The following is a 25,955-nucleotide window of genomic DNA, read 5'->3' as shown; positions in this document are numbered from 1 at the left end:
GCTCAATGCTTCAGCTGACCTTGTTTTTCCAGAGTACGATGACGAACCTGAACCTGTTGTCCCCGCTGGCGGAAATAATCAGCCAGTTGCTGGGCAACGTACACAGAACGGTGCTGACCGCCGGTACAACCGATGGCAACAGTGACGTAACTGCGGTTGTTTTTCTCAAGCAGAGGGAGCCAGCTTTCCAGAAAATGTCGGATCTGGTAGATCAGCTGACTGACTTCATGGTGACTGGCCAGATAGTCCTGCACTTCGCTGTCGAGGCCGGTTTGTGGCTTAAGTTCAGGTACCCAGTGAGGGTTGGGTAAGAAACGGACATCAAACACATAATCCGCATCAGTCGGTAAGCCATGCTTGAAGCCAAAAGACTCGAACACCATCACCAGTTCACGGGCCTGACGCCCCAGCACACGCGCACGCACGGTTTCGCTGAGATCATGGATAGACAGTGAAGTGGTGTCCAGCACCAGATCGGCGGCTTCTTTCAGATTTGCCAGCCAGGCGCTTTCGGCCTGAATCGCTTCTTCCAGGCTCATATTCTGCCTTGAGAGCGGATGCAATCGCCGGGTTTCGCTGTAGCGTTTGACCAGGGTGTTGTCATCGGCATCGAGAAACAGCAGGTTGACGTCAGCCTGCTGGCGGACGTCTTCCAGCACTGAGCTGGTAATGTCATGATCGGCCGGCATGTTGCGGACATCAACGCTGACCGCCACTTTCTGGGTATGAGGATCCAGGGTTTGGATAAGATCGGAGAGCAGATGTACCGGCAGATTATCTACGCAGTAATAGCCGAGATCTTCCAGTACCCTGAGAGCCACTGATTTACCTGAGCCTGAGCGGCCGCTGACTATCATCAATTTCATGACAAACCCTTCCTGATAGCTGCTAAGACGGCTCTGAGGTCATGATCTGGTAAAGCTCTTCATCGCTTTTTGCAGCCCTGAGTTGCTTGAGAACCGCTTTATCGCTGAGCTTTTCCGCCATGCTGGACAGTGTCTTCAGGTGTTCCTTGCACTGGGCATCGGGCACCAGAAGCGCAAAAAGCAGATCGACGGGTTGATTGTCAATCGCATCGAACTGGATAGGCTGCTGACACTGGATCAGCACCGCAATCGCTTGTTCGCTGTCGGTGACACGGCCATGGGGAATGGCAATACCATTACCTATACCCGTACTCCCCATTTTTTCACGGTTGAGCATACACTCGAACAGGGGTTGAGGGTTCTGGTTTAAATGTTGGCCAGCAATTTCGCTGATGATTTCCAGCGCACGTTTTTTACTGGAGCAGTGGACTGCACTCTTGGTGCAGTCCAGGCTTAATACTCGACTCAGTTGCATGTTAATGACTATTGAGTTTGTCTTTATGTTTGTTCAGTTGACGGACCAGTTTATCAGTTAATTGATCAATTGCCGCATACATATTTTCAGAATCTGCTTTCGCGTGGATCTCTCCCGCGTTAATGTGCAATGTCGCCTCGGCAATTTGCTGCATTTTTTCTACATTCAACACAACATGCACGTTATTAATTTTGTCGAAAAAGCGTTCCAGCTTATCGAACTTTGTTGTCACATACTCACGCAGTGCTGGGGTAACTTCAATGTGGTGACCAGTGAGATTAATTTGCATAGACATCTTCCTCCTTAATCGCCGGCAATCAGAGCAGGCGTTTTCTTTGGCTTGAAGGCGGAATACCCAGCGATTCACGATACTTGGCTATTGTACGCCTAGCCACCATGATGCCTTGATCCGCCAGTAATGTCGCAATTTTGCTATCACTCAAGGGTTTGGCCTGATTTTCGGCCGCAACCAATTTCTTCACCAGCGCGCGAATAGCCGTGGAGGAGCATTCTCCGCCGTTATCCGTACTGACATGGCTTGAGAAGAAGTACTTCAACTCAAAAATACCGCGTGGGGTATGCATAAATTTCTGGGTGGTGACCCGGGAGATCGTTGATTCGTGCATTTCAACGGCCAGGGCAATGTCGTTGAGGACCATAGGTTTCATGGCTTCCTCACCGTATTCAAAAAAATCTTGCTGATGTTCAACAATACAGCGGGCCACTTTCAGCAGGGTATCATTGCGGCTTTCCAGGCTCTTGATCAGCCACTTGGCATCCTGAAGATGACTGCGGATAAACTGACTGTCGGCACTGTTGCGCGTTTGTTTGCTCATTGCCGCGTATTGTTCGTTGACGCGAAGGCGCGGGACGCTGTCCGGGTTAATCGTCACCACCCATTTGCCTTTATCCTTGAACACAGACACATCAGGAATGACGTACTCGGTTTCCGAGGCGACCACCCGGTTGCCCGGACGAGGCTCCAGCGTGTGAATCAGTGCCATGACGTTTTTCAGCTCATCTTCTTTGAGCTTAGTGTCACGCATCAGCTGACGATAGTCGCGGTTACCCAGCAAATCCAGGTGTTCAATCAGCACCATTTTCGCTTCGTTCAGCCAGGGAGTATCTTCCGGGTATGTAGCCAGCTGAAGCAGCAGGCACTCGCGCAGATCCCGTGACGCCACGCCCAGCGGATCAAATTGCTGGACGCGCTTGAGGACGGCTTCGACTTCATCGAGCTCGACATTTTCATCGCCCATGCTTTCCAGAATATCGTCGCAGGTGCAGGTGAGATAGCCTTTCTCGTCAACGGCATCAATGATGGCGAAAGCTATGGTGCGGTCGGTGTCGCTGAACGGCGTCAGCTCCAGCTGCCACATCAGGTAATCCTGCAGGGTTTCTGTTGTCTCCCCCTGATAAACCGGCATGTCGTCGTCCGGCGCAATCCCGGCACTGCCGGTACCGGCACTGTAGACATCATCCCAGGTGGTATCGACGGGCAGTTCAGCAGGCATTTCCCGCTGTTCGATGACATCGGAAGTATCAAAGGAATCGCTGCTGATATCCTCGTATTGCTCTGCGGCATCGTTTTTGCCGTCGGCGTGGATATCATCAGCATCAGACGACGGGTTGTCGCCATCCGGGTGGCTTTCGTCAAGCTCCAGCAGGGGGTTGGCATCTAAGGCCTCCTGGATTTCCTGTTGCAGATCCAGGGTAGAAAGTTGCAGCAGACGAATGGCCTGTTGCAGTTGCGGCGTCATTGCCAATTGTTGGCCAAGCTTGAGCTGGAGCGAAGTTTTCATGCGTGTACAGACACCTTGTGATTATTGTATGAATCGCTTGTTTTGGGGTCTTTAGGCCAGTCGAATCAAAACCTTCGACCAGCCTTGGCAGCTTACCTCGGTTGTGTCCTTTTATCTATAACTATAGACGGAACTGGTCTCCCAGATAAACGCGTTTCACGTGTTCGTCGTTGAGGACATCAGACGGCGTACCGTGAGCAATCAGCTGTCCCTGGCTGACGATGTAAGCGTGTTCGCAAACGTCAAGGGTTTCCCGCACGTTGTGGTCTGTGATTAACACGCCCAGACCGCGATCTCTGAGGTGTTCGATGATCTTCTTAATGTCGATCACCGAGATGGGATCGACCCCGGCAAAAGGTTCATCCAACAAAATAAATTTAGGGTTTGCCGCCAGTGCGCGGGCTATCTCTACCCGGCGTCGCTCGCCTCCCGACAATGCCATGCCCTGACTGTTGCGAATATGCTGGATATGGAACTCATCCAGCAGTTCCTCAAGCTTGTCCTGACGCTCGGCTTTGGTCAGATCGGAGCGGGTTTGCAAAACCGCCATCAGATTGTCATGCACACTCAGCTTACGGAAGATAGACGCTTCCTGAGGCAGATAACCTATCCCCATACGGGCACGGTTATGCATAGGTTGCAGGCTGATATCATGGCCGTCGATGGTAATCTGGCCTTCATCGCGGGCGACCAGACCAACAATCATATAAAACGACGTGGTTTTGCCGGCACCGTTCGGGCCGAGCAGACCGACAATCTTGCCAGATTCCACTTCCAGGCTGACATCGGAAACGACTTTGCGGCCGTTGTAGCTTTTCGCCAGATGGGTTGCGGTTAACTTTGACATTCGTTCTCTTATTTATTGTTTTTGTTTGATCTGGTTTGGCTGCAGTATGGTGGTCACACGCTGTTGATCACCACTGGTCGCAACCAGCTTCTGCTCATCAATCTTGTAACTGATGGTTTTACCCTTAATTTCACTGCCTTCCTGGATCAGCACAGCTTTGTCAGTCATCTTGAGGAATTCTGTTGCTGTCTCATAGCGCATTTGCATGGCAGAGCCGTTGATTGGTTTGCCGTCATCCATCTTCTGATAAAACGTGGCCGGTGATCCATAGGCATCGATCGTTTGCTGATCGCCATTTTGAGTCTGGCGAGTGACGACGATTTTGTCGGCACGGATATCAATACTGCCCTGACGCAGCGAGACGTTGCCCGTGAAGGTCACCACGTTTTTCTGGATGTCCAGCTCCTGGCTGTCCGAGTTGATATATATCGGCTGCTCGGTATCATTGCTCAATGCCCAGCCAGAGGCGCTGACTACCAGGCACAGCAGGGCGCTAATTTTGCAAAGCTTCATATCTACCTTTCACATTATTCATCAGGGTCGCCACACTGCGTTCCATGTTCCCTTTCATCCCAATACCTTCATTTTGAAAGGCACTGCCGGTAATAGTGACCGGATCGGGGGTGTCGAAATCTTTGCTGATTAAATCTAATCGCAGTGTATCTGTTTTTATCGCATTAATGGCAGAGTCAGGTAACAGATTGAAGATCCGCACATTACCAGACATCTGCAGTATGTGTTCTTTATCTAGTGTGGCGTGATTTGCACTGATGCGCCATTCACTTTCTGTACCCTCTTTGTATACCCAGATCACAGGTTGCTGGAATTCGGTATTACCACTGAGGTTGTAATACTCCAGCGTATCTGATTCGATGCGGTAGCTGCGAATGCCCGCCTCGTTGTACGAGGTATTTTTCACCCCGGTTCCGGTAAAGATCGGCTTTTCGTTATCTGGCGCGGTCAGCGTTTCCTGCTGCCAGTGCTTTTGCAGCAGGTAGTAACCGGTCCATGCACAGAGTATGACCAGCACCACACAAAATAGCCGGTTTAACGTCATATACTCAGGCCCTTATGCTGATCCAATTCGCCGCGCGCCTCAAGAATCAGATCGCAGACTTCCCGTACCGCACCATAGCCGCCTTTGATGCGGGTGGTCAGGTCGGCACGCTGTGACAGCAGCGGGTGACCGTCGGCGACGCAGACGGACAGTCCCACTTCAGCCATCACGGGCCAGTCAATGAGATCATCACCGATATAGGCTGTGTGCTCCGCCGCAATACCCAGTTTATCAACGATATCCTGATAGGCTGCCAGTTTGTTGTCCTGGCCCTGATAGATATGCTGGATACCCAGTGCTGACATGCGGTTTTCAACAATCTGCGAGCGGCGACCTGTGATGATGGCGACGTCTACGCCGGCGGCCATCAGAGATTTGATGCCATAGCCGTCCCGGGTATGGAAAGTTTTCAGTTCTTCGCCATTGTTGCCCATGTAAATGCGGCCATCGGAAAACACGCCATCAACATCGCAGATCAGCAGACGTATGTTTTTGGCCTGCTGAAAAAGGTGCTGCGGGACCGGGCCGTACAGGGTGGATTGCATTTCTGTTGTCATTACATTACTCCGGCTCTGAGCAGATCATGCATATTCAGAGCACCTACCAGCTGTTTGTCATCGACAACCAGCAGGCCGTTAATTTTTCTTTCTTCCATCAGTTTAAGCCCTTCTGCGGCCAGTACCTGGGAGGAAATGGTCGCCGGATTGGCAGACATGACTTCACCAATACGTGTCTGATGGATATCAATACGTTTATCGAGCAAGCGGCGAAGGTCACCATCGGTAAAGATGCCGCTTAACCTTTGATTATCGTCAACGATGGCCGTCATCCCTAGCCCCTGACGGGAGACTTCGAGCAGGGCATCTTTGATGCTGGCATCTTGATGAATAACAGGCAGGCGCTCTCCGCTGTGCATTACATCGGCAATGCGCAGCAGCAGCTTACGGCCCAGCGCACCGCCAGGGTGAGAGAGAGCAAAATCATCCGCAGTAAAACCACGCGCTTCCATCAGCGCAATGGCCAGTGCATCCCCCATGGCCAGAGTGGCCGTGGTGCTGGAGGTGGGGGCAAGGTTGAGCGGGCAGGCTTCCTGGTTGACTGTGATTTGCAAATGCACCTGTGCCAGCCGTGCCATGGTTGATTCGGGCTTGCCTGTCATGCTGATTAAAGCAATGCCCTGGCGTTTAATAACCGGCAATAGCGTCAGAATTTCACCGGCTTCACCGGAATTGGAAATGGCCAGCACGATATCACGTTTATCCAGCATGCCCAGATCGCCGTGACTGGCTTCGCCAGGGTGGACAAAAAATGCCGGAGTGCCGGTGCTGGCAAGGGTGGCGGCAATCTTGCAGCCGATATGGCCGGATTTACCCATCCCCATGACGATCACTTTTCCCTGACAGCGGCTGATGAGCTGACAGGCTTCACTGAAACTGCCATTGATGTATTGCGACAGTCCTTTAAGGGCTTCCGCTTCAATGTCAATCACACGCCGGCCAATCTGGCCGTAGTCAAAGGAATCAGGCATAGTTTCGCTCTCGGTTAAGCCGCCATATTATAAAGCAGATAGCTCTGATAGGCGACAAAGCATAAAATCAGAATCAAGCCTTCCAGGCGGTTGATACGACGGCGTTTACCCAGTGCCATCAGCACCAGCAGGACAGACAGGCCCAGCATGATGTAGAAGTCTCGTCCCATCGCCAGCGGACTGATCACTGAGGGGTTGAGCAGGCCCGGCAGGCCCATCACAGCCAGAATGTTGAAGACATTGGAACCTATAATGTTACCAACTGCCATGTCGTCTTCGCCTTTATGGATGCTGGAGATCGACGCCGCCAGTTCTGGCAGGCTGGTACCGACGGCAATAATCGTCAGGCCGATAACCAGATCGCTCATGCCGAAGTATTTGGCAATAGTCACCGCAGAATCAACCAGCATGTTGGCCGCATAAGGCAACAATACCAATCCAATGACAATCCATACTGACGCCGCCATATTGCTGACGCCCTGGGGAATTTCAGATTCCTGCTCTTCCAGCAGTATGTCTTGAGCACCATTATTCCCGCGGCGGCTGATTGTCAGCATCGCCAGAATAAAAATAACAAACAAAACGACCAGTAGGACGCCTTCAAAGAAGCCTAAATAACTGTCCCACAGCAATACACCGGCAATCAGTGTGACCACCATCATCAGTGGGAGTTCACGGCGAATAATGCCGGAACTGATAGATAACGGCTTGAGAATAGCTGTTAAACCCAGGATTAACGCAATATTTGCAATGTTTGAACCCAGCACGTTACCGACGGCGGTGTCTGTTTTTCCTGCCAGCGCGGCAGTGGCAGAGACCATCATTTCCGGCGCGGAAGAGCCCATCGCCAATATAGTCATACCAATAATGAGCGGGGCAACCCCTAAATTCCTTGCTAAGGCTGCTGCTCCAAAAACAAGTCGATCCGCACTCCATACCAGTAACGCAAGTCCGATACCGAGTAACAAGATGGCTTCAAGCATTATTAACCCTTATAGATTTTTCAATGAGCTGGTTTTTAAGGGGGTAATTTTGACGTTTCACTGACGAAAATGGAAGGAAAAGCCGAGAGTATTTACTTTGTGTGCTGTGATCTTTATATGGGAAATAGGCCACTGATGTAAAGTGCGTGTGTTTATGGCACTGAATACACTGCGGGATTGGTTTCATTCAGGACTTTTATGTTATAAAAAACAAGATTCATAACCTGAACGGGTCTGTGTGATCCGGGCTATGGCCAAGAACGAAAAATCACAACGAGCTGACAGGTATTACCTTGAGTTGGTCAGGGAATCTACCTATGATCAACCACATGCAATATAACTAATTAATTACATTCAATTATGCTTGCATCGACGTGCATTCCGGATGAATCACTGCTGCAAGGGTATTTAGGAAGGTTATGACAGCAACCGAAGCGTTAATTCGAATTAACAACCTGACGTTTTCCCGGGGTGAACGCAACATCTTCGATGATGTGTCACTGGAGGTGCCGAAAGGTAAGATCACTGCCATCATGGGCCCGTCTGGCATAGGTAAAACGACCCTGCTTCGTCTGATCGGTGGCCAGATTATGCCGGATCAGGGGGAGATTTGGTTTGACGATAAAAATATCCCAGCCTTGTCGCGCAACGACTTGTACCGGGCGCGTAAGCGGATGAGTATGCTCTTTCAGTCCGGAGCGCTGTTTACCGACATGACGGTTTTTGACAATGTGGCGTTTCCCTTGCGCGAACACACCGATCTGCCAGAAGAGTTACTGCATACTTTGGTGTTGCTTAAACTCGAAGCTGTTGGGTTACGGGGAGCGGCGAATTTAATGCCTAACGAGCTGTCCGGTGGTATGGCACGCCGCGCCGCGCTGGCGCGGGCGATAGCACTCGATCCAGACCTTATCATGTATGACGAGCCTTTTGTCGGGCAGGATCCTATTACCATGGGAGTACTGGTTAAGCTGATCCATAACCTTAATGAGGCCCTGAGCATCACCTCGGTTATCGTGTCACACGATGTGCCTGAAGTGATGAGTATTGCCGATCATGTGTATTTGCTGTCCGGTGGCAAAATTATTGGCAGCGGCACCCCGGATGAACTGAACGCCAATCCTGATGAGCGGGTTCGTCAGTTTTTGGATGGTAAAGCGGATGGCCCTGTTCCTTTTAACTTCCCTGCACAGGCACTGGAGCAGGATCTTTTCAGCCAGTTTTTGTCGTAACCGCTAACTTGCACTGAGTTGGTGAGTCATCGCGAATGAAGAAAGGTAATTCCATATTATGTTAACGGATTTTATCGTGCAGCTGGGCCAGAGTACGCTGTCCAGTTGCCGTACCATGGGACGGGCAACCCTGCTGTTATCCGGCGCACTGGTGAGTAAACCGCAACCCGCCAAAATGTTCCCATTGCTGTTGAAACAGCTTTATTCGGTTGGGGTGCTCTCAGTCGCTATCATTATGGTATCGGGCTTATTTATCGGTATGGTACTGAGCCTGCAGGGATTTATTGTGCTGGTGGATTTTGGTGCAGAAACCAGCCTGGGCCAGATGGTGGCACTGTCACTGTTGCGGGAGCTGGGGCCTGTGGTCACCGCTTTACTGTTTGCCGGCCGGGCTGGCTCGGCCCTGACCGCTGAAATTGGCTTGATGAAAGCCACCGAACAGATTTCCAGCATGGAAATGATGGCTATAGATCCGCTTCGCCGTGTGGTCGCACCGCGTTTCTGGGCGGGCGTTATTTCCATGCCGCTACTGACAATGCTTTTTATTGCAGTTGGCATCTGGGGCGGCCAGCTGGTGGGTGTGAACTGGAAAGGCATTGATTATGGCAGCTTCTGGTCAGTGATGCAGTCATCAGTAGAGCTGGGCTATGACATAGGCAACAGCCTGATTAAGTCGCTGTGTTTTGCCGTCACCGTCACCTGGATTGCCGTTTTTAATGGTTTTGATGCCGTACCGACATCAGAAGGTATCAGCCGGGCAACTACCCGGACAGTCGTGAACTCGTCACTGGCGGTATTAGGTTTAGATTTTGTGCTGACAGCACTCATGTTTGGGAATTAATCATGCAACAGAACAGGCAATTAGAACTTTGGGTCGGCAGTTTTGTATTAGCAGGCATTGTGGCGCTGTTGGTGCTGGTATTTAAAGTGGCGGATGTTAAAAGCTTCGGTAATTCTGAATCTTACGACTTAAAAGCACGGTTTGATAATATTGGCGGACTGAAAGTTCGTTCACCGGTAAAAGTGGGTGGGGTGACCATTGGCACGGTGAGTAATATCACCCTGGATACGGAGTCTTATGTCCCCGTAGTGACACTCGCCATTGAGAAGCAATATGGCTACTTTCCAGAAACCAGTTCCGCTGCCATCCTTACTTCAGGCTTACTGGGCGAGCAATATCTCGGACTGTCTCCGGGTTTCGTGGACGAAGGGATTGTGATGCTGGATGACGGTGACTTCATTGAAGACACCAAATCGGCACTGGTGCTGGAAGATATGATTGGCCAGGTGCTGTACAGCATAGGCAACGACGGCGAAAAATAAGGAAGAGTACAATGAAATTTCTGAAGATTTTATGTCTTACGATAGCGTGTATACCGATCTTTACCAGCGCCGCTACTGTAGATAAAACCGACCCTTATAAAATGATGCAGGCCGTGTCGCAGCAGACATTTGCCCGCTTGAAATCCGAGCAGTCCCAGATTCAGCGTAATCCGGACTATTTACGCACTGTGGTTCGTCAGGAACTGCTGCCTTATATCAACACCCGTTATGCCGCCTATAAAGTGCTTGGGCCGCAATTGAAGCAGACAACCAAAGAGCAGCGCAATAACTTTGTAAATGCATTTACCGATTATCTGGTCGCCTCTTATGCGCAGGTGCTGACGCAGTACACGAATCAGGATATTCGGATGGAACCGGTGAAGTCGGTGCCGGCCAGCAGCTCTATTGTGTCAATCCGTGTCGATATTCTGGATCCGCAACGTCCGCCTATTCGTCTGGATTTCAAACTGCGTAAGAATAAGCAGACGAATGAGTGGCAAGGTTATGACATGGTGGCCGAAGGGGTCAGCATGATTTCAACCAAACAGAGTGAATGGAGCGGGCAACTGCGCACGCAGGGTGTCGACAAGGTCACGCAGGATTTGCGTGCTCTGGCAGCTAAGCCAATCAAACCTGAGGAAAAATAACCATGGGGAATCCCGCCGTCCATTGGCAGGTGCAGGAAAATGGCCATTACCGCTTGTCAGGGGCGCTGGAACGTGACACAGTGCCAGCCTTTTGGCAGCAAAGACGTGAATGGATGCCACAAGATGCTAAGGTCACGATCGAACTGTCTGACCTGACTCGGGTAGACTCTGCGGGTATGGTTATGCTGCTGCATTTGCACCGGGAACTTACTCAGGCAGGACGTCATCTTGCGCTGCAAGGTGTACCGCAACAATTGTTAACCCTGCTCCGCCTTAGTCATGTCGACACTGTGCTGGCTGCCTGTATGGAATGATCAACAGCTCAAGTAGAGGATAGCTTGTGGAAATATCTGAAATTAAACAAATTCTTGAAAATGCGTTGGAGCTGGATGAAGTCATAGTGAATGGCGAAGGCAGCCACTATCAGGTGATTGCTGTCGGTGCAATGTTTGACGGCATGAGCCGTGTGAAAAAACAGCAGGCAGTCTATGCGCCTTTGATGTCGCATATTGCCAGTAACGCCATTCATGCCTTGTCAATCAAAGCCTACACTCCTGAAGAGTGGGCGCGTGACAAGAAGCTGATGTCTTTGTAAGAGATAACCAATGCAGAAGTTTCGAATTCAGGGCAATGGCCCACTCCGCGGTGAAGTCGCGATTTCGGGCGCAAAAAATGCTGCCCTGCCAATTTTGTTTGCCTCACTGCTGGCCGAAGAGCCGGTAGAAGTCGGCAATGTTCCAAAGTTGCGTGATATTGACACCACCATGGAACTGCTGAGCCGTTTAGGCGCAAAAGTGGAGCGTAATGGCTCTGTGTATGTCGATGCCAGTAATATCAATGAATATTGTGCCCCTTACGATCTGGTGAAAACCATGCGTGCCTCGATTTGGGCACTCGGGCCTTTGGTTGCCCGCTTCGGTAAGGGCCAGGTATCGCTGCCGGGTGGCTGTGCTATCGGTGCCCGTCCGGTTGATTTGCACATTCATGGCCTGGAACAACTGGGAGCGACTATCACTCTGGAAGAAGGCTATGTAAAAGCCGAAGTGGCTGGCCGTCTGACAGGTGCCCACATAGTGATGGATAAGGTCAGCGTTGGCGCGACTGTGACCATTATGTCGGCGGCGACGCTGGCACAAGGCACAACCGTGATTGAAAATGCCGCCCGTGAGCCGGAGATTGTCGATACGGCCGATTTCCTTAACACCCTGGGCGCGAAAATCTCGGGTGCCGGTACAGATACGATCGTTATCGAAGGTGTTGAGCGTCTGGGCGGTGGTTATCATGAAGTGCTGCCGGATCGCATTGAAACCGGTACCTTCCTGGTCGCTGCAGCGATTTCTGGCGGAAAAGTGGTGTGTCGTAACACCCGTCCTTCGCTACTTGAAGCCGCATTGGCAAAACTGGAAGAATCCGGTGCCTTGATTGAGACCGGTGACGATTGGATCAGTCTGGACATGACAGGTCGCGAGCTGACCGCCGTCAATATCCGGACTGCGCCGCACCCTGGTTTCCCGACCGATATGCAGGCACAGTTTTCGTTGCTGAATCTGGTTGCCAAAGGTACCGGCATCATTACTGAAACGATCTTTGAAAACCGCTTCATGCACATTCCTGAGCTCATTCGTATGGGTGCGCATGCTGAAATCGAAGGTAACACTGTGATTTGTGGTGATACTGACGGATTGAGCGGCGCTCAGGTGATGGCAACCGATCTGCGTGCCTCAGCCAGCCTGGTGATCGCCGGTAACATCGCCAAAGGTGAGACGATTGTTGATCGGATTTATCATATTGACCGTGGCTACGAGCATATCGAAGAGAAGCTGCGTGGTCTGGGAATGAAGATTGAGCGCTTCAGCGAATAAGCTGCCAAAGTAATCTGAATGTCCAGTCACTGTTTTCAGTGTCTGGACATTGTTCGCTGATGCAATCCCACTGTTTTTTCAGCTCTTTTATTATCTGTCTGGCTCATCGCCAATCAGGACAGTTAACTTCTTAGGTTTACCGTTGCGCAGCACCGTCATATCGACATAGGTGCCAGGGCGCAGTTCAGTGACTATATCGAGCACATTGCGCATATCTGTCACTGGCTTGCCGTCAATCTCAACCAGTATATCCTGCACCTTGAAGCCCGCTTTGGATGCCGGCCCTTCAGGATCCATACCCATCACTATGATCCCTCGGACCTGCTCCGCATCATACAGACGAGCCATAACCGGATTGATTTCACGGCCGTCAATACCGATATAACCGCGGATCACCCGACCATCTGCGATGAGTTTATTCATGATCTTTTGGGTGAGCTGATAGGGAATAGCAAAGGAAATACCGTAGGTTTCAATGTCGGTTGCCTGCTGAAAAGAAGCAGTGTTGATACCGACCAGCTCACCACGGGTATTGACCAGCGCGCCACCTGAATTGCCTTCGTTGATTGCCGCATCGGTCTGCAGAAAATCCTGTCGGCCATAGAAACTCATGCCGGAGCGCCCGGTGGCAGAGATGATACCGTAGGTAGTGGTCTGTCCCAGATTATAGGGGTTGCCGATAGCCAGAACCACATCACCCACGGCGGGAGGATAATCCGGGTTCAGTGGTATGACAGGCAGGTTCTCGGCCTGGATTTTCAGTACCGCGATATCGGTGCGCCTGTCTTTACCTATCAGCTGGGCAGTAAAAATGCGGCTATCCTGCAGTGCCACTATCACCTGATCCGCTTCGGCAACTACGTGGTAGTTGGTCACTATATAGCCTTTATCGCTCATGATAACGCCCGAGCCCAGGCCCTGCGTACTTAATTGCAGGCGATCTTCAGCATTGTAGCGGCGGTTATAAATATTCACGACAGCAGGGGAGGCGCGGCGGACAGCATAACTGAAGGAAATTTGCTGCGGGACATCGGGCTGGCCATTAAGAGCAGCATCCGGAGAAAACATCTGGCTGCGCAGACTGGGGAAAGCAAGTAGCAATACTCCAGCCGTCAGCACGCCCATTAAGGCGGATCGACCTAAAAATGCCAGCATTGATGCTCCCCTGATTGACTCAAGCTTTACCATTAAAGCAAAAGGTTAAAAACCGATTGAGAATAGCATTTACATCCAGTTATCAACAAGTCGAAGCAGGAAGGAGATGGCAGAAATGCCGCAGGAAAAACAGTCCGGGCAGTTGCCCGGACCGGATTGTGTCAGCGGATAATGAGGTAAAGCTCGTTATTGCCTCGTTTGATTTCCAGTGCCAGCACGGAAGGCTTGCTATCAAGGGCTTTGCGCAGTTGCCCCAGATTGCCGATTGGCTGGCGGTTAAGACCAATAATGATGTCGCCTTCTTTCAGTCCGTAGCGGGCCGCCAGTGACTGTGGATCTATCTTGGTGACTTTCACCCCTTTGGTATTGTCGTCCGCCGTGGTGTTACTGAATTCGGCGCCGGCCAGGCTTTCATGCAGGTGATCGGCCTTGAGGTTGCTCATCTCGGCTTCTTGCAAAGTGACGCTGAACTCTTTCTCTTTTCCGTCACGCAGTACGCCTAAATCGACGTTTTTGCCAGCGCCGAGAGTGGCAATTTTAGCGCGTAACTCACTGAAGGTACGAATTTCTTTGTCGTTGACTGACACTATGATGTCGCCCGCTTTCAGGCCGGCTTTCTCAGCTGCGGAACCAGGCATGACCTGATTGACGAATGCACCGTGATTGGTTTCGTATCCAAAGGCTTCGGCCAGTTCTGATGTCAGCTCACCGCCCTGAACTCCCAGCACGCCACGTTTCACTTTGCCAAATTCCAGGATCTGGCTGGTCAGGTTTTTCACCATATTGGCCGGAATGGCAAAACCAATACCGACGTTACCGCCGTTGGGGCCCAGGATCGCGGTATTGATACCGATGAGTTCACCATTGAGGTTGACTAACGCACCGCCCGAGTTACCGCTGTTAATGGCGGCATCGGTCTGAATAAAGTTTTCGAAATTCTCGATATTCAGTCCGCTGCGGCCCAGCGCCGAGACAATACCTGAGGTGACTGTCTGACCCAGCCCGAACGGGTTGCCAATGGCAACGGTGAAATCACCGACACGTAATTGATCCGAGTCGGCAATCTTAATGGCTTTCAGATTTTTGGTGTTATCCAGACGCAACAAGGCAATGTCTGACATGCTGTCACTGCCTATCAGCTCGGCTTTGACTTCCCGGCCGTCATGCAACTGAACCAGAATTTTATCCGCACCGTCAATGACGTGGTGATTGGTAACTACATAGCCTTTATCTGCATCAATAATGACCCCGGAACCCAGTCCGCGGAACGGGCGCTCCTGAACCTGCTCATTGGGGAAGTCAGGACCAAAGAAATAGCGGAACGCCTCGGGAATTCTTTGCTTGGCAACATGCTTGCCTTCTACTGCGATGCTGACCACAGCAGGGGTCACTTGCTCCAGCATGGGGGCGAGGCTGGGAAGTTGCTGATCATTAACAGCCAAAGGAAGCGCAGCGGAAGCAGTGATTGGGGACATCACCGCGCTAATACTCAACGCCAGCGCAGTCATTACAAGTAAAGGTTTTTTCATCATTACTCAACTCCGGTTTAACAAGTGCTAATTGTGACTTGTAAACCGGAGCAAAGTTCCAATAAATGTCAAAATTGTAACAATTCTTAACTGGCTTTTGCAGTTTCTGCCTGTTTCTGCTCAGCACGTAACAGGCCGGATGCGCCATTGGCATAATCCCGAGGCTGATGCGTGTCCAGCTCTTCTGCTACGGCTTCTGGCTCATCAGCGATAGGAGTGAGCGTGCTGATGCGCTGAGAGAAGGGGTTATCCTGTTCCGGTAAATTTGGCATCAGCTCAGCGGAGGTTTTTGCCATGTGCTCATACAATTTACTGTAATCTTTTGCCAGGTTGTCCAGCAGGTCAGAGCTGCGCGCGAAATGATCAACCAGTTCCTGGCGGTACTGCTCCAGTTGGTATTTGGTTTTATCGAGCTCTTTTTGCAATTCTTTCTGTTGTTTCAGGTTTTTGTTCCCCAAACGAGCGGCAAAGGCACCGACCAGTGCGCCGGCTGCGAAAATCAAAATCGCGTAGATCCAAGCCATGAAAAACTCCTTGTGACTGTGAGTACAACAGGTTGACCTGTTTTGTTATCTCAAAAGCGTAATGTGCTTATTGGGTGGTTATCTAGTTACTATACATGCACATGAAGTGTCGTGGTACTATCTACGACCAAAGATGGACATATTAGAAGCTGTGAATCCGGTTATTTTGTCACCGGGCGCACCGCTGTTGGTGACTGAGCAGGATGAGGATGACTCCAGAACAACGCTATCAAGAAGATCTGAAAAAAACTGGCTTTTTGCCTGACGCTGCCCAGGCAATGGCGGTTTCTCACCTCAATGATCTTTATCATCGCATGCAGGCCCCGCAACCCGAGCCATCAAAACCTTCTTTGATGGGCAGGCTGTTTAAGCGCCAGACCGCTGAACCGCTCAAACCGGTGAAAGGGCTGTACTTCTGGGGGGGCGTCGGACGTGGCAAAACCTATTTGGTTGACACCTTTTTCGAGTGCTTGCCGACTGAACGAAAAATGCGGATGCATTTTCACCGTTTTATGCATCGCGTTCATAAGGAAATGCAGTCGCTTGGCAGCCAGAGCGATCCGCTGGAAAGAGTGGCGGACACGTTTAAGCAGGAAACAGACATCATCTGTTTTGATGAGTTTTTTGTGTCAGATATTACGGATGCCATGATACTGGGTACCTTGTTCGAAGCATTGTTCCGCCGCGGGATCACCCTGGTGGCCACCTCGAATATCCCGCCGGATGAACTGTACCGAAATGGCCTGCAGCGTGCGCGCTTTCTGCCGGCGATTGCGTTAATTCAGGAACACTGTGAGGTGGTGAATGTCGACTCGGGTGTTGACTACCGTCTGCGGACACTGGAGCAGGCCGAAATTTACCACTGGCCGCTCGATGCCCGCGCAGAAGAGAATATGCAGCGTTATTTCATGCAGTTGTCTGCGGCTCCCCGGCACGAGGGCCAGACCATACTGATCAATGACAGGCCGATTGCTACGTGCCATGAAGCGGAAGGGGTGGTGCATTTTACCTTTGATGCCTTGTGCCGCGGGGCGCGCAGTCAGTCAGACTATATGGATATTGCGCATACCTATCACAGCGTTCTGTTGTCCGGTGTGCCAGTGCTGACCGAAAAAGATGATGATGCTGCCCGCCGTTTCATTGCCATGGTCGATGAGTTTTACGAGCGGCATGTCAAGCTGATCATTTCGGCTGAAGCTGAGATGGACAAGCTGTATCAATCCGGGCGCCTGAGCTTTGAGTTTAAGCGGTGCTGCTCGCGTCTGATTGAAATGCAGAGTCATGAATATCTGGCCAGGCCGCATCTGGCTTAACGGCAGTGCTCTTTTTCCGGGAAAAAGTGCTGAACTTTTTTGGAAAAAAAGGTGATTTTTTCCCCATGCTTCCGTATACTCTCGCGACCCACCGTACCTGTGACGGCGTTATGCCGGGAGTGCCAACCACTCGAAGGGGTGATGACTGGGCTCTATATACAGAGAGAGCGCTTTGCGTTCTTGGAAAGTGAAACTATTTAAAATTGGGTAAGAATTAGCATGAAAACTTTCGTTGCTAAACCAGAAACTGTAAAACGTGACTGGTATGTTGTTGACGCTGAAGGTAAAACACTGGGTCGTCTGGCAACTGAAATCGCATCTCGTCTGCGTGGTAAGCACAAGCCTGAGTACACTCCTCACGTTGACACCGGTGACTACATCGTTGTTATCAATGCTGAGAAAGTAGCAGTTACTGGCGCTAAGCGTACTGATAAGATGTATCACCGTCACACTGGCTACATCGGCGGTCTGAAAACTATCAGCTTCGACAAGCTGCTGGAGAAAAAGCCAGAAGCGATCATCGAAATTGCTGTTAAAGGCATGCTTCCTAAAGGTCCTCTAGGCCGTGCTATGTACCGTAAACTGAAAGTTTACGCAGGTAGCGAGCACAACCACGCTGCACAGCAGCCACAAGTTCTAGACATCTAATTGGGGAACATGACAATGGCAGAGAATCAATACTACGGCACTGGCCGCCGCAAAAGCTCAGCTGCTCGCGTTTTCGTAAAACCGGGTACTGGCAACATCGTAATCAACAAGCGCAGCATCGAAGAGTACTTCGGCCGCGAAACAGCTCGCATGGTTGTTCGTCAACCTCTTGAGCTGGTTGATATGACTGAGAAACTGGATCTGTACATCACTGTTAAAGGTGGTGGTATCACTGGTCAGTCTGGTGCGATCCGTCACGGTATCACTCGCGCTCTTATGGAGTACGATGAGACTTTACGTCCTGCTCTGCGTGCCGCTGGCTACGTTACTCGTGACGCACGTCGCGTTGAACGTAAGAAAGTTGGTCTGCGTAAAGCACGTCGTCGTCCACAGTTCTCTAAGCGTTAATTCAACGCACCAGAGATTTCTCTGGTTACTGTGTACATCAAAGCCCAGCCATTGTGCTGGGCTTTTTGCGTTTATTCGCTAAGCCGGTTCACTGCTGGCTGGTCGTCGGAGCGCTTCCACGTTTCAGTACTGCGGGAGGCACAAGTCACGCTTTAGCGTGATTTATTCTGAACGGCAACCCTTGTTAGGACCTTAATGCTGTTTTGTCGACACATTCAGGGGTTTTGTCAAAAAAAGTGGAATAATTGGCACCATAGTTTGCATTTTTTCATCTTGACGACCAAGGAAATTATCCCCACAAATCTCTCACATTTGCGGTGTTTACCTTGTCTTAAAGTGGGGTTTTCTTTATCATTTGCCGCGATAAATAGCAGCATGAAAATTCTTAATCAATAAGCTGTTGAGTCTTTCCGTAGAAAGTTAGCCGTAAGCTCCAGGGACGCAGATGGAAAGAATAATCCTGAGCGGGAGCACATGGGAGAATGTTGGATGAGCAAAGCGCCAGTAAGTAACGGCCGACGCCGCTTCCTGACTGCGACGACCTCGGTTGTTGGAGGCTTAGGTGCAGTCGCTGTCGCCGTACCCTTTATCAAATCCTGGAATCCTAGCGCCAAAGCCAAGGCTGCGGGCGCTCCAGTTGAAGTTGATATCAGTAAATTAGAAGAAGGTCAGATGATCCGCGTAGAATGGCGAGGCAAACCTGTATGGGTCGTGCGCCGTAGCCAGGCTATTTTGGATGAGCTGCCGACACACGATGATCGACTGCGTGATCCGCAGGCCACTGAACCTCAGCAGCCTGCTTACGCACAAAACCAATACCGTTCAGTTAAACCTGAAATCTTTCTTGCCGTCGGGATCTGTACCCACCTTGGCTGTTCTCCTACTTACCTGCCAGACAGTTTCAATGAGCAGGTCAGTGGCGTGCCAGCCGGCTTTTTCTGTCCTTGCCACGGCTCTAAGTTTGATATGGCTGGTCGGGTTTTCCAAGGGGTGCCAGCACCGCTTAACCTGGTGATACCGCCTCATATGTTCCTGAACGACAACACGATTTTAGTGGGTCAAGACGAGGAGACGGCATAATGGAAGGCTTGCTGGGTTGGATTGAAAAACGTCTGCCAGTGATGAATGCTTATAAAAAGCATATGTCTGAATACCCGATGCCGAAGAACTTTAACTTCTGGTATCTGTTTGGCTCACTGGCCATGCTTGTTCTGGTAAACCAAATCCTGACCGGGATCTGGCTGACCATGAACTATGTACCATCAGGTGATGGTGCCTTTGCCTCTGTTGAATACATCATGCGTGATGTGGATTACGGCTGGCTGCTGCGTTATATGCACTCTACGGGCGCTTCGGCGTTCTTTGTTGTGGTTTACCTGCATATGTTCCGTGGCCTGATTTACGGTTCCTATAAGAAGCCGCGTGAATTGCTGTGGCTGTTCGGCATGCTGATTTTCCTGGTACTGATGGCTGAAGCCTTTATGGGCTATCTGCTGCCTTGGGGACAGATGTCTTACTGGGGTGCTCAGGTCATCATTTCTCTGTTTGGTGCTATTCCTGTCATCGGTGATGACCTGACACTGTGGATCCGTGGTGACTACGTGATCTCCGGTGCCACACTGAACCGTTTCTTTGCCCTGCACGTTATTGCGCTGCCAATCGTTCTGTTGCTGCTGATTGTGCTGCACATTCTGGCGCTGCACGAAGTGGGTTCGAACAACCCGGACGGTATTGAAACCAAGCTGCCAAAAGGCGCGAAGGGTGACAACTATCAGTCTCGATTCAAGTTCCACGAGTACTACACCAAGAAGTACGACATCATTGATTCAGTGCCGTTCCATCCTTACGGTACGGTGAAAGATCTCGTTGGTGTGGCTATCTTCGCTTTCTTGTTCAGTTATGTGATTTTCTTTAATCCTGAGATGGGCGGCTATTTCCTTGAGCCACCTAACTTTGAAGCGGCTAACCCGCTGAAGACACCGGAACACATTGCACCTGTATGGTACTTCACGCCTTTCTATGCGATTTTGCGTGCGGTTCCTGACAAACTGTTGGGTGTAATTGCGATGGGCCTGTCAATTGTAATGCTGTTTTTGCTGCCTTGGTTGGATCGCTGCAAAGTGCGTTCTTACCGTTATCGCAGCAAGCTGCACCTGGCAAACATCGCTCAGTTCACTGTCTGCTTCATTGCATTGGGTATTCTGGGTGCGCTTCCTGCCACTGCGGTATACACCTTGATGGCGCAGATCTTCAGTCTCGGTTACTTCATGTTCTTCGTGCTGCTGTATGTCTACAGCAAGAATGAGGCGACGAAACCGCTACCAGAGAGGGTCACTTTCAAATGAAAAAGCTGATGGTTATGCTGCTGGCTCTGTTGCCGTCTCTGGCAATGGCAGCGGGTGGCGGAAATGTTCATCTTGATGCGGCAAACAATGATTTGTCGGATAAGGAATCATTGCAGCGTGGTGCACGCACGTTCATGAACTACTGCTTTGGGTGTCACGCCACTCAGTATCAGCGCTACCAGCGCGTTGCTGAGGATCTGGATATCCCGACGGATCTGATGATGGAAAACCTGGTCTTTGACAAAAATGCCAAAATTGGTGATTTGATGACCAACTCCATTTCTGAAGATTATGCGGCTGCGTCTTTTGGCGCTCCAGCACCGGATCTGACACTGGTGGCCCGTGTTCGTGGTACCGACTGGCTGTACACTTATCTGCGTTCTTTCTACGCCGATCCAAGCCGTCCGTTTGGCGTGAACAACGTTGTGTTCCCAAGTGTGGGTATGCCACACGTGTTGGAAGAGCTGCAGGGCACACCACGTAAAGTGTTCGAAACCCGTACTATTGACGGCGAAGAAGTGCAGGAATTTGTCGGGCTGGAATCAGACGGCAACGGTGAGCTGAGTCCTGGCGAATACGATGCTGTGGTTCGTGATTTGGTTAACTTCCTTGAATACTCGGCAGAGCCTATGAAGCTGGAACGCCAGCGTCTGGGTCTGTGGGTGATGGGCTTTATCGTTATCTTCTTTATTCTGGCCTTGCTGCTGAAGAAAGAATATTGGCGCGATGTCCATTGATCGGGTAATCTAGTGCGTTAAGAAACTCGCAATGGGGGCAAGAGCCCCCGTTGCTTTTTGTGTATATGAGTATACTGGAGGGGTTGATGGCTGTAGCTGCCAATAAACGCTCTGTGATGACGCTGTATTCTGATGCTTCGGATATGTATAGCCATCAGGTGCGTATTGTACTTGCAGAAAAAGGTGTAAGTGTTGAGATTGAGCTGGTTGAACCAGACAACCTACCTGAGGATCTGCTAGACCTGAATCCATATAATTCTGTTCCAACTCTGGTGGATCGTGAACTGGCTCTGTATCAGGCCGGCATTATTATGGAATACCTGGATGAGCGTTTTCCTCACCCGCCTCTGATGCCTGTGTATCCGGTTGCTCGTGGTAACAGCCGCCTGATGATGTATCGCATTGAGCGTAACTGGTATTCATTAGCGGAAAAAGTGCAGAAAGGCACAGCTGATGAAGCGGATAAAGCGCGTAAGCAACTGCGTGAAGAGCTGCTGGCGCTGTCACCGGTATTCGCTGAGTTTCCTTACTTCATGAGCGAAGAGTTCAGCTTGGTCGACTGCTACCTGGCTCCATTACTGTGGCGTTTACCTTCCATGGGTATTGAGCTTAACGGTGCTGGTTCGAAAGAAGTGAAGGCATACATGACGCGCGTTTTCGAACGTGATTCATTCCTTGCATCACTGACAGAAGCCGAGCGCGAAATGCGTCTGGCTGGTCAGTGATGGAGATGGCCGAGATGACCCCGCGCCGACCTTATCTGGTGCGGGCTTTCTATGACTGGCTTGTGGATAATGATCTGACTCCGCATCTGGTTGTTGATGCGACATTGCCTGATGTGCAGGTTCCGCAGGAATTTGTCAGTAATGGACAAATTGTGCTGAACCTTGCGCCGCGTGCTGTCGGTAACCTGGAACTGGGCAATGATGCTGTGCGCTTCAATGCCCGTTTTGGTGGCCGTCCGCATGCTGTGGCAGTGCCTCTTGCGGCTGTATTGGCACTTTATGCACGGGAAAATGGAGCAGGCACTATGTTTGAACCAGAACCCGGCTATGAAACGGCAATCAGCGATCAAGAGGGCATGTTTGACGCAGCAGATGCTGCCGGCGATGAAGAGCATTTATCACCGGTCAGTCTGACTGATGCGCCTGAAGAGCTTGCCTCAGAGGAAGAACCACCTCGTCCACGCGGTCGACCCAGCCTCACAGTGGTTAAGTAATCCACGTTGACGGACATAAAAAAACGCAGTGTTTCTATCGAAGCACTGCGTTTTTCTTTATATGATATTGGTTTGATACTGATGACGTGGCTACTTAGTCTGTGTATTCAAACGCTTTGATCACGTGCTTGACCCCTTTCACATTGCGTGCAATATCCGCGGCAATATTGCCTTGCTCTCTGGTTACAAAGCCGAGCAGGTAAACCCGTTGGTTTTCCGTCGCCACTTGTACCGCGGAATCCCGCAACTTCTTACTGGCTATCAGTTGTGCTTTCACTTTAGTGGTTAACCAACTGTCCAGGCCGACATCTGACAGGGTAGGGAGCGGGCCGATCTGAAGCTGATTATAGACCTCTTTAACGCTATCCAACTCTTGTACCGCGTCAGTCAATTGCCCGGCAGTGGCTTGATCCACCGCCTGACCAACCAGTAAAACCCGGCCTTCTGTCGATATCGCATTGACCCTGATTTTTCCCTGATAAGGCGGCTTATTGACTAAGCCACCAATTTGCATAGCAATATGTTGATCCTGCCATTGCTGTTGCCCGCTGCGGGGATCGGTTTGCAGTAGGGCACCGCACCCCTGGAGCAGCAGAGGCAGAATCAAAACGAGAAGCAAGCGTTGCATGATCACCCTTCGTGTTGCGGGAAAAGAATCTGGTCAATCAAATCGCAAAGACAGTGCACCGTCAGCAGGTGGCCTTCCTGAATGCGGGCGGTACGCTGAGACGGAATTCTGATCTCGACATCCTGTACACCCAGCAGCCCAGCCATGACACCGCCGTCTTTACCCGTCATCGCTATGATGTTCATGTCGCGGGTCAGGGCGGCTTCCATGGCTTTGATGATGTTTTTGCTGTTTCCGCTGGTAGAGAACACCAGCAGTATGTCACCCGGCTGACCCAGGGCACGAATCTGCTTGGAGAAAATTTCATCCTGATGATAGTCGTTCGCCACCGCCGTCAGCGTGGTGGTGTCAGCAGTGAGCGCAAGTGCCGGCAGGCTGGGGCGTTCGGTTTCAAAGCGGTTAATCAGGCAGGATGCGAAATGCTGGGCATTAGAGGCGGAGCCACCGTTACCACAACACAGGATTTTGTTGCCGTTCAGCAGGCTTTGCACCATCACCTGGGCAGAGCGGGAAATGGCGTCGGGCAGTGCTTCAGCCGCTGCAATTTGTGTCTGGATGCTTTCGGTAAAGTTTTCTTTAATGCTCTCTAGCATGTTTTACTCTTCAACTAAAGTGTTGGTCAGCCACGAGATTGCGTGGTCCGTCCCTTCTATGGTGACAACATCGAAACGCAGCAGGCTGTGTTCGGTGGAAATGCCTTTGGCATGCAGCCAGTATAGTGCGGCACGCTTGAGGCGTTGCAGCTTGCGCCAATTGACGGCCTCGGCCGCAGAACCGAAACGGTTATGGGCACGGTACTTTACCTCGACAAATACCCAGCAATCACCGTCTTTCATGATGAGATCCAGCTCACCACCGCGGCAGTGCACATTGCGGGCAATGGCAGAGAGTCCCTGGCGTTGCAGATACTGCTCGGCCAGCGACTCGTAATGGTACCCCTGACGGCGCTTATTGAACAGGTGCAATACCATTGGGTGTGAATACTGCCCAGTCTAACTGGCGCTGAACAACACAATGATCGTCAATACTGAGCTGGCCGGTTTTACCTTGAGTGCTGTAATGCTCCACCACTTTCATCTGCGGCAGTTCGGTGATCATCCGGTATGCATCCATCCCAAAAGCATGGAGCCGGATAGCACTGTTCTTTTGTCCCGGCCACAACTGTTCAAACTGTTCCATGAAGGGTTGATCCGGTGCGGCGAGCAGAGGGATGTCGCTAAATTCAATCCCGGACAGCTCACTGACATTGGCATTATTGTCCGGGTTAGTCCGTGAACTGGCATACAGTTTTGGCGGCGTGACATCCGGATTGATCGCCACTTCAATGAAGGGTTTGAGCAGAGTGACTTCGTTGCGATTGGCAATCAGATAGACAGCATCTGTGTCGCGGCGGCTGCGTGCCTGGGTTTCCAGTGACATACCCAGCACCTGCTCCATTTGCTGGCTTCGGGCCCGGCTGTCGGTTAAGCCAAAGACGGCGGCCATCTGGTTCTGGATTTCACGGCTGGAGCCAAAAGTCTGGCGTTCAGCTTTGTTGCCGGTCAGTGTTTCCCATTTGGTCATGAAGGCCTGGCTGACCCGCCGGCCAAAGTCATTGGCCGGTGCCATGACCATGGGACTGCGGTGACCTTTGGCGTATAAATGTTGCGCGGCCTGCTCGGCTTCCTGTTCGGGCGATAATGAGAAATAGCAGGTGTTGGGCTGGCTCAGATCCAGGTTCTGCGGCTCATTGAGCGCCAGCTCAGTGACATTGCCGCCTTCTGTGGACTGGAATTCGGTGATTTTTTCTTTCTGAAGCGGGCCAATCACCAGCTGAATGCCATCTTGCTGAAGCTTGTTGACAATACTGAACATAGGTTCGGATTCTGTGTCATAAATCGACAGCTCGGTATCTGGGTTACGCTCAGTATCTTCCAGCATGGCATTGAGGAAGCCATCGCGAACGGCTTTGCCCTGGCTTTCGAATTTGCCAGATAAAGGCAGCAAGAGGGCGACTTTCTCCAGCTCTACCACTTCCAGGCTCATGATAGCCTGCAGTTCTTTGGGCAGGTAGCTGTTGGCCGGATGTTCCGGATGGCTTTGCAGCCACTGTTCAACCTCGGCCTTCAGCCTGACCGGGCGCTGAGCAGAGGCATTTTTAATCATGCTCAGTTCCACCCAGCCTTGCAGTACGGTTTCATCCGCACTGATGCTGGCTGCTTTGAGTTGATGGTTATTATACTGAGACAGGTTTTGCCACAGATTCTGCCAGTTAACCTCTTTCTCACTGCTGTTCAGATACTGTGACAGGGAAGTGCGCTCTCTGGCGGCGGCAAAGTGTTGTTCTGTCTGTGTCAACAGCTCGGCACGCAGCAAATGGTAGCGGCGGTACTGACTGTCGGCCAGGGTCCACCAGGGCAGGAAGTTCAGTGTCTCCAGCGCGGTTTTGGGCTGGCCTTGCTGGTAGCGCAGGGTTGCCCGCGCTAACTGCCATTCAGCCATTTGCACCGGAGACAGGTTCATGCTGGCCAGCTTATTGGCTTGCTGATCTGCCTGCGGCCAGCGGCCCTCTTTGATCAGTGCTTTAAGAGCCAGTATATGCCAGTCAATGCTAGCTGCACCTTCAGACGACTCTGCTTTGAGCAGGTAGTTGGCCGCGGAGTCAGAGGCAGGCGCCGTGATATCCGCAGAGTAAGACGTTTGCTGAGTGCCTGGCGCGGAACAGCCTGCCAGAATCACGGCAAGGGCTACAGGGGCCAGAATACGTGTTACACTTTTGCGCTTATGGGTAAAATTAAGCATTGAATTCATTCAACTGTGACAAATTACTCTCTATATTAATTGCAGA

Annotated in this window: 32 protein-coding genes; 15 read left to right on the top strand and 17 right to left on the bottom strand. The window is 51.2% G+C overall.

Annotated features, from left to right (window positions below; all coding sequences use genetic code 11):
• Positions 1 to 2: 2 nt before the first annotated feature.
• From rapZ to D6M16_RS18805, 10 genes are all read right to left on the bottom strand, one after another.
• Positions 3 to 866, bottom strand: a complete 864-nt coding sequence (rapZ, locus tag D6M16_RS18850; protein ID WP_120513427.1) for an RNase adapter RapZ — start codon at positions 864 to 866, stop codon at positions 3 to 5.
• 22 nt (positions 867 to 888) lie between these two features.
• A complete protein-coding gene (ptsN, locus tag D6M16_RS18845) occupies positions 889 to 1,341 on the bottom strand; it encodes a PTS IIA-like nitrogen regulatory protein PtsN (RefSeq protein WP_120513426.1) in 453 nt (150 codons plus the stop codon).
• A 1-nt stretch (position 1,342) separates the two neighbouring features.
• Positions 1,343 to 1,630, bottom strand: a complete 288-nt coding sequence (gene hpf / locus D6M16_RS18840; protein WP_046220596.1) for a ribosome hibernation promoting factor — start codon at positions 1,628 to 1,630, stop codon at positions 1,343 to 1,345.
• 28 nt (positions 1,631 to 1,658) lie between these two features.
• Entirely contained in the window at positions 1,659 to 3,101 is a 1,443-nt protein-coding gene (locus D6M16_RS18835; protein ID WP_420812266.1) for an RNA polymerase factor sigma-54, read from the bottom strand.
• Positions 3,102 to 3,264: 163 nt separating this feature from the next.
• The gene (gene lptB, locus D6M16_RS18830; RefSeq protein WP_120513422.1) at positions 3,265 to 3,990 is read right to left on the bottom strand and encodes an LPS export ABC transporter ATP-binding protein; all 726 of its coding nucleotides are present in this window, start codon (positions 3,988 to 3,990) and stop codon (positions 3,265 to 3,267) included.
• 12 nt (positions 3,991 to 4,002) lie between these two features.
• Positions 4,003 to 4,503: a lipopolysaccharide transport periplasmic protein LptA gene (gene lptA, locus D6M16_RS18825; protein ID WP_120513420.1), complete on the bottom strand. Its 501-nt coding sequence runs from the start codon at positions 4,501 to 4,503 to the stop codon at positions 4,003 to 4,005.
• Entirely contained in the window at positions 4,484 to 5,047 is a 564-nt protein-coding gene (gene lptC, locus D6M16_RS18820; RefSeq protein ID WP_120513418.1) for an LPS export ABC transporter periplasmic protein LptC, read from the bottom strand. Before lptC ends, lptA begins: the two co-directional genes overlap by 20 nt.
• Positions 5,044 to 5,604: a 3-deoxy-manno-octulosonate-8-phosphatase KdsC gene (gene kdsC, locus D6M16_RS18815; protein ID WP_120513416.1), complete on the bottom strand. Its 561-nt coding sequence runs from the start codon at positions 5,602 to 5,604 to the stop codon at positions 5,044 to 5,046. The genes lptC and kdsC overlap by 4 nt, the downstream gene beginning before the upstream one ends.
• Positions 5,604 to 6,575 carry an arabinose-5-phosphate isomerase KdsD gene (kdsD, locus tag D6M16_RS18810; protein WP_120513414.1) on the bottom strand — a complete coding sequence of 324 codons (972 nt, stop codon included), beginning with the start codon at positions 6,573 to 6,575 and terminating at the stop codon, positions 5,604 to 5,606. The genes kdsC and kdsD overlap by 1 nt, the downstream gene beginning before the upstream one ends.
• 14 nt (positions 6,576 to 6,589) lie before the next feature.
• Entirely contained in the window at positions 6,590 to 7,558 is a 969-nt protein-coding gene (locus D6M16_RS18805) for a calcium/sodium antiporter (RefSeq protein WP_120513412.1), read from the bottom strand.
• Positions 7,559 to 7,977: 419 nt separating this feature from the next.
• Here D6M16_RS18805 and mlaF point away from each other — a divergent pair, with 419 nt between their 5' ends.
• From mlaF to murA, 7 genes are read left to right on the top strand one after another with little or no spacing between them, the layout of a single operon-like run.
• Positions 7,978 to 8,790, top strand: a complete 813-nt coding sequence (gene mlaF, locus D6M16_RS18800) for a phospholipid ABC transporter ATP-binding protein MlaF (RefSeq protein ID WP_120513411.1) — start codon at positions 7,978 to 7,980, stop codon at positions 8,788 to 8,790.
• Positions 8,791 to 8,848: 58 nt separating this feature from the next.
• On the top strand, positions 8,849 to 9,631 hold the full coding sequence (mlaE, locus tag D6M16_RS18795; RefSeq protein WP_120513409.1) for a lipid asymmetry maintenance ABC transporter permease subunit MlaE: 783 nt from the start codon (positions 8,849 to 8,851) through the stop codon (positions 9,629 to 9,631).
• Positions 9,632 to 9,633: 2 nt separating this feature from the next.
• Positions 9,634 to 10,113: an outer membrane lipid asymmetry maintenance protein MlaD gene (gene mlaD, locus D6M16_RS18790; protein WP_120513407.1), complete on the top strand. Its 480-nt coding sequence runs from the start codon at positions 9,634 to 9,636 to the stop codon at positions 10,111 to 10,113.
• An 11-nt stretch (positions 10,114 to 10,124) separates the two neighbouring features.
• On the top strand, positions 10,125 to 10,760 hold the full coding sequence (gene mlaC / locus D6M16_RS18785; protein WP_120513405.1) for a phospholipid-binding protein MlaC: 636 nt from the start codon (positions 10,125 to 10,127) through the stop codon (positions 10,758 to 10,760).
• A 2-nt stretch (positions 10,761 to 10,762) separates the two neighbouring features.
• Positions 10,763 to 11,074, top strand: coding sequence for an STAS domain-containing protein (locus tag D6M16_RS18780; RefSeq protein ID WP_120513403.1), 312 nt, complete (start codon positions 10,763 to 10,765; stop codon positions 11,072 to 11,074).
• 26 nt (positions 11,075 to 11,100) lie between these two features.
• Positions 11,101 to 11,355: a BolA family iron metabolism protein IbaG gene (gene ibaG, locus D6M16_RS18775; RefSeq protein WP_027253701.1), complete on the top strand. Its 255-nt coding sequence runs from the start codon at positions 11,101 to 11,103 to the stop codon at positions 11,353 to 11,355.
• A 10-nt stretch (positions 11,356 to 11,365) separates the two neighbouring features.
• Complete coding sequence (gene murA, locus D6M16_RS18770; protein WP_046220583.1) at positions 11,366 to 12,622, top strand: UDP-N-acetylglucosamine 1-carboxyvinyltransferase; 1,257 nt, start codon at positions 11,366 to 11,368, stop codon at positions 12,620 to 12,622.
• 90 nt (positions 12,623 to 12,712) lie between these two features.
• Here murA and degS read toward each other — a convergent pair whose 3' ends face one another.
• The 3 genes from degS to zapG all read right to left on the bottom strand — a co-directional run bounded on the left by degS (position 12,713) and on the right by zapG (position 15,830).
• Complete coding sequence (gene degS, locus D6M16_RS18765; RefSeq protein ID WP_046220582.1) at positions 12,713 to 13,777, bottom strand: outer membrane-stress sensor serine endopeptidase DegS; 1,065 nt, start codon at positions 13,775 to 13,777, stop codon at positions 12,713 to 12,715.
• A 161-nt stretch (positions 13,778 to 13,938) separates the two neighbouring features.
• On the bottom strand, positions 13,939 to 15,309 hold the full coding sequence (locus tag D6M16_RS18760; protein WP_120513401.1) for a Do family serine endopeptidase: 1,371 nt from the start codon (positions 15,307 to 15,309) through the stop codon (positions 13,939 to 13,941).
• 83 nt (positions 15,310 to 15,392) lie between these two features.
• Positions 15,393 to 15,830, bottom strand: a complete 438-nt coding sequence (gene zapG, locus D6M16_RS18755) for a Z-ring associated protein ZapG (protein WP_120513400.1) — start codon at positions 15,828 to 15,830, stop codon at positions 15,393 to 15,395.
• A gap of 209 nt (positions 15,831 to 16,039) precedes the next feature.
• Here zapG and zapE point away from each other — a divergent pair, with 209 nt between their 5' ends.
• The 8 genes from zapE (at position 16,040) to sspB (ending at position 22,500) form a co-directional block, all read left to right on the top strand.
• Positions 16,040 to 17,143, top strand: a complete 1,104-nt coding sequence (gene zapE, locus D6M16_RS18750) for a cell division protein ZapE (RefSeq protein ID WP_120513398.1) — start codon at positions 16,040 to 16,042, stop codon at positions 17,141 to 17,143.
• Between the two features lie 219 nt (positions 17,144 to 17,362).
• The gene (gene rplM / locus D6M16_RS18745) at positions 17,363 to 17,791 is read left to right on the top strand and encodes a 50S ribosomal protein L13 (RefSeq protein WP_027253695.1); all 429 of its coding nucleotides are present in this window, start codon (positions 17,363 to 17,365) and stop codon (positions 17,789 to 17,791) included.
• 15 nt (positions 17,792 to 17,806) lie between these two features.
• Entirely contained in the window at positions 17,807 to 18,199 is a 393-nt protein-coding gene (gene rpsI, locus D6M16_RS18740; RefSeq protein WP_027253694.1) for a 30S ribosomal protein S9, read from the top strand.
• 489 nt (positions 18,200 to 18,688) lie between these two features.
• Positions 18,689 to 19,279: a ubiquinol-cytochrome c reductase iron-sulfur subunit gene (petA, locus tag D6M16_RS18735; protein WP_120513397.1), complete on the top strand. Its 591-nt coding sequence runs from the start codon at positions 18,689 to 18,691 to the stop codon at positions 19,277 to 19,279.
• Entirely contained in the window at positions 19,279 to 20,544 is a 1,266-nt protein-coding gene (locus D6M16_RS18730; RefSeq protein ID WP_120513395.1) for a cytochrome b, read from the top strand. The genes petA and D6M16_RS18730 overlap by 1 nt, the downstream gene beginning before the upstream one ends.
• On the top strand, positions 20,541 to 21,281 hold the full coding sequence (locus tag D6M16_RS18725; protein WP_120513393.1) for a cytochrome c1: 741 nt from the start codon (positions 20,541 to 20,543) through the stop codon (positions 21,279 to 21,281). The genes D6M16_RS18730 and D6M16_RS18725 overlap by 4 nt, the downstream gene beginning before the upstream one ends.
• 86 nt (positions 21,282 to 21,367) lie before the next feature.
• Positions 21,368 to 22,006 carry a stringent starvation protein SspA gene (gene sspA / locus D6M16_RS18720; RefSeq protein WP_027253690.1) on the top strand — a complete coding sequence of 213 codons (639 nt, stop codon included), beginning with the start codon at positions 21,368 to 21,370 and terminating at the stop codon, positions 22,004 to 22,006.
• Positions 22,006 to 22,500 carry a ClpXP protease specificity-enhancing factor gene (gene sspB / locus D6M16_RS18715; protein WP_120513392.1) on the top strand — a complete coding sequence of 165 codons (495 nt, stop codon included), beginning with the start codon at positions 22,006 to 22,008 and terminating at the stop codon, positions 22,498 to 22,500. Before sspA ends, sspB begins: the two co-directional genes overlap by 1 nt.
• A 94-nt stretch (positions 22,501 to 22,594) precedes the next feature.
• On the opposite strand, the gene D6M16_RS18710 is transcribed toward sspB, so the two are convergent.
• From D6M16_RS18710 to D6M16_RS18695, 4 genes are read right to left on the bottom strand one after another with little or no spacing between them, the layout of a single operon-like run.
• The gene (locus tag D6M16_RS18710) at positions 22,595 to 23,128 is read right to left on the bottom strand and encodes a BON domain-containing protein (RefSeq protein ID WP_240435656.1); all 534 of its coding nucleotides are present in this window, start codon (positions 23,126 to 23,128) and stop codon (positions 22,595 to 22,597) included.
• A gap of 2 nt (positions 23,129 to 23,130) precedes the next feature.
• A complete protein-coding gene (locus D6M16_RS18705) occupies positions 23,131 to 23,721 on the bottom strand; it encodes a phosphoheptose isomerase (protein ID WP_027253687.1) in 591 nt (196 codons plus the stop codon).
• Between the two features lie 3 nt (positions 23,722 to 23,724).
• Positions 23,725 to 24,099 (bottom strand): YraN family protein, encoded by a 375-nt coding sequence (locus tag D6M16_RS18700; RefSeq protein WP_120513390.1) that lies wholly within the window; start codon positions 24,097 to 24,099, stop codon positions 23,725 to 23,727.
• Complete coding sequence (locus D6M16_RS18695; RefSeq protein ID WP_120513388.1) at positions 24,077 to 25,909, bottom strand: penicillin-binding protein activator; 1,833 nt, start codon at positions 25,907 to 25,909, stop codon at positions 24,077 to 24,079. Before D6M16_RS18695 ends, D6M16_RS18700 begins: the two co-directional genes overlap by 23 nt.
• Positions 25,910 to 25,955: the final 46 nt, after the last annotated feature.

The organism is Photobacterium salinisoli (genome assembly GCF_003614885.1).
Lineage (GTDB): Bacteria > Pseudomonadota > Gammaproteobacteria > Enterobacterales > Vibrionaceae > Photobacterium > Photobacterium salinisoli.
Note: the sequence above shows the minus strand (reverse complement) of the source record. Positions and strands in the feature narration are given on the sequence as shown.

Coding starts and splice junctions, on each gene's coding strand:
- rapZ (WP_120513427.1), bottom strand. CDS start 866: ATGAAATTGATGATAGTCAGCGGCCGCTCAGGCTCAGGTAAATCAGTG.
- ptsN (WP_120513426.1), bottom strand. CDS start 1,341: ATGCAACTGAGTCGAGTATTAAGCCTGGACTGCACCAAGAGTGCAGTC.
- hpf (WP_046220596.1), bottom strand. CDS start 1,630: ATGCAAATTAATCTCACTGGTCACCACATTGAAGTTACCCCAGCACTG.
- D6M16_RS18835 (WP_420812266.1), bottom strand. CDS start 3,101: ATGACGCCGCAACTGCAACAGGCCATTCGTCTGCTGCAACTTTCTACC.
- lptB (WP_120513422.1), bottom strand. CDS start 3,990: ATGTCAAAGTTAACCGCAACCCATCTGGCGAAAAGCTACAACGGCCGC.
- lptA (WP_120513420.1), bottom strand. CDS start 4,503: ATGAAGCTTTGCAAAATTAGCGCCCTGCTGTGCCTGGTAGTCAGCGCC.
- lptC (WP_120513418.1), bottom strand. CDS start 5,047: ATGACGTTAAACCGGCTATTTTGTGTGGTGCTGGTCATACTCTGTGCA.
- kdsC (WP_120513416.1), bottom strand. CDS start 5,604: ATGACAACAGAAATGCAATCCACCCTGTACGGCCCGGTCCCGCAGCAC.
- kdsD (WP_120513414.1), bottom strand. CDS start 6,575: ATGCCTGATTCCTTTGACTACGGCCAGATTGGCCGGCGTGTGATTGAC.
- D6M16_RS18805 (WP_120513412.1), bottom strand. CDS start 7,558: ATGCTTGAAGCCATCTTGTTACTCGGTATCGGACTTGCGTTACTGGTA.
- mlaF (WP_120513411.1), top strand. CDS start 7,978: ATGACAGCAACCGAAGCGTTAATTCGAATTAACAACCTGACGTTTTCC.
- mlaE (WP_120513409.1), top strand. CDS start 8,849: ATGTTAACGGATTTTATCGTGCAGCTGGGCCAGAGTACGCTGTCCAGT.
- mlaD (WP_120513407.1), top strand. CDS start 9,634: ATGCAACAGAACAGGCAATTAGAACTTTGGGTCGGCAGTTTTGTATTA.
- mlaC (WP_120513405.1), top strand. CDS start 10,125: ATGAAATTTCTGAAGATTTTATGTCTTACGATAGCGTGTATACCGATC.
- D6M16_RS18780 (WP_120513403.1), top strand. CDS start 10,763: ATGGGGAATCCCGCCGTCCATTGGCAGGTGCAGGAAAATGGCCATTAC.
- murA (WP_046220583.1), top strand. CDS start 11,366: ATGCAGAAGTTTCGAATTCAGGGCAATGGCCCACTCCGCGGTGAAGTC.
- degS (WP_046220582.1), bottom strand. CDS start 13,777: ATGCTGGCATTTTTAGGTCGATCCGCCTTAATGGGCGTGCTGACGGCT.
- D6M16_RS18760 (WP_120513401.1), bottom strand. CDS start 15,309: ATGATGAAAAAACCTTTACTTGTAATGACTGCGCTGGCGTTGAGTATT.
- zapG (WP_120513400.1), bottom strand. CDS start 15,830: ATGGCTTGGATCTACGCGATTTTGATTTTCGCAGCCGGCGCACTGGTC.
- zapE (WP_120513398.1), top strand. CDS start 16,040: ATGACTCCAGAACAACGCTATCAAGAAGATCTGAAAAAAACTGGCTTT.
- rplM (WP_027253695.1), top strand. CDS start 17,363: ATGAAAACTTTCGTTGCTAAACCAGAAACTGTAAAACGTGACTGGTAT.
- rpsI (WP_027253694.1), top strand. CDS start 17,807: ATGGCAGAGAATCAATACTACGGCACTGGCCGCCGCAAAAGCTCAGCT.
- petA (WP_120513397.1), top strand. CDS start 18,689: ATGAGCAAAGCGCCAGTAAGTAACGGCCGACGCCGCTTCCTGACTGCG.
- D6M16_RS18730 (WP_120513395.1), top strand. CDS start 19,279: ATGGAAGGCTTGCTGGGTTGGATTGAAAAACGTCTGCCAGTGATGAAT.
- D6M16_RS18725 (WP_120513393.1), top strand. CDS start 20,541: ATGAAAAAGCTGATGGTTATGCTGCTGGCTCTGTTGCCGTCTCTGGCA.
- sspA (WP_027253690.1), top strand. CDS start 21,368: ATGGCTGTAGCTGCCAATAAACGCTCTGTGATGACGCTGTATTCTGAT.
- sspB (WP_120513392.1), top strand. CDS start 22,006: ATGGAGATGGCCGAGATGACCCCGCGCCGACCTTATCTGGTGCGGGCT.
- D6M16_RS18710 (WP_240435656.1), bottom strand. CDS start 23,128: ATGCAACGCTTGCTTCTCGTTTTGATTCTGCCTCTGCTGCTCCAGGGG.
- D6M16_RS18705 (WP_027253687.1), bottom strand. CDS start 23,721: ATGCTAGAGAGCATTAAAGAAAACTTTACCGAAAGCATCCAGACACAA.
- D6M16_RS18700 (WP_120513390.1), bottom strand. CDS start 24,099: ATGGTATTGCACCTGTTCAATAAGCGCCGTCAGGGGTACCATTACGAG.
- D6M16_RS18695 (WP_120513388.1), bottom strand. CDS start 25,909: ATGCTTAATTTTACCCATAAGCGCAAAAGTGTAACACGTATTCTGGCC.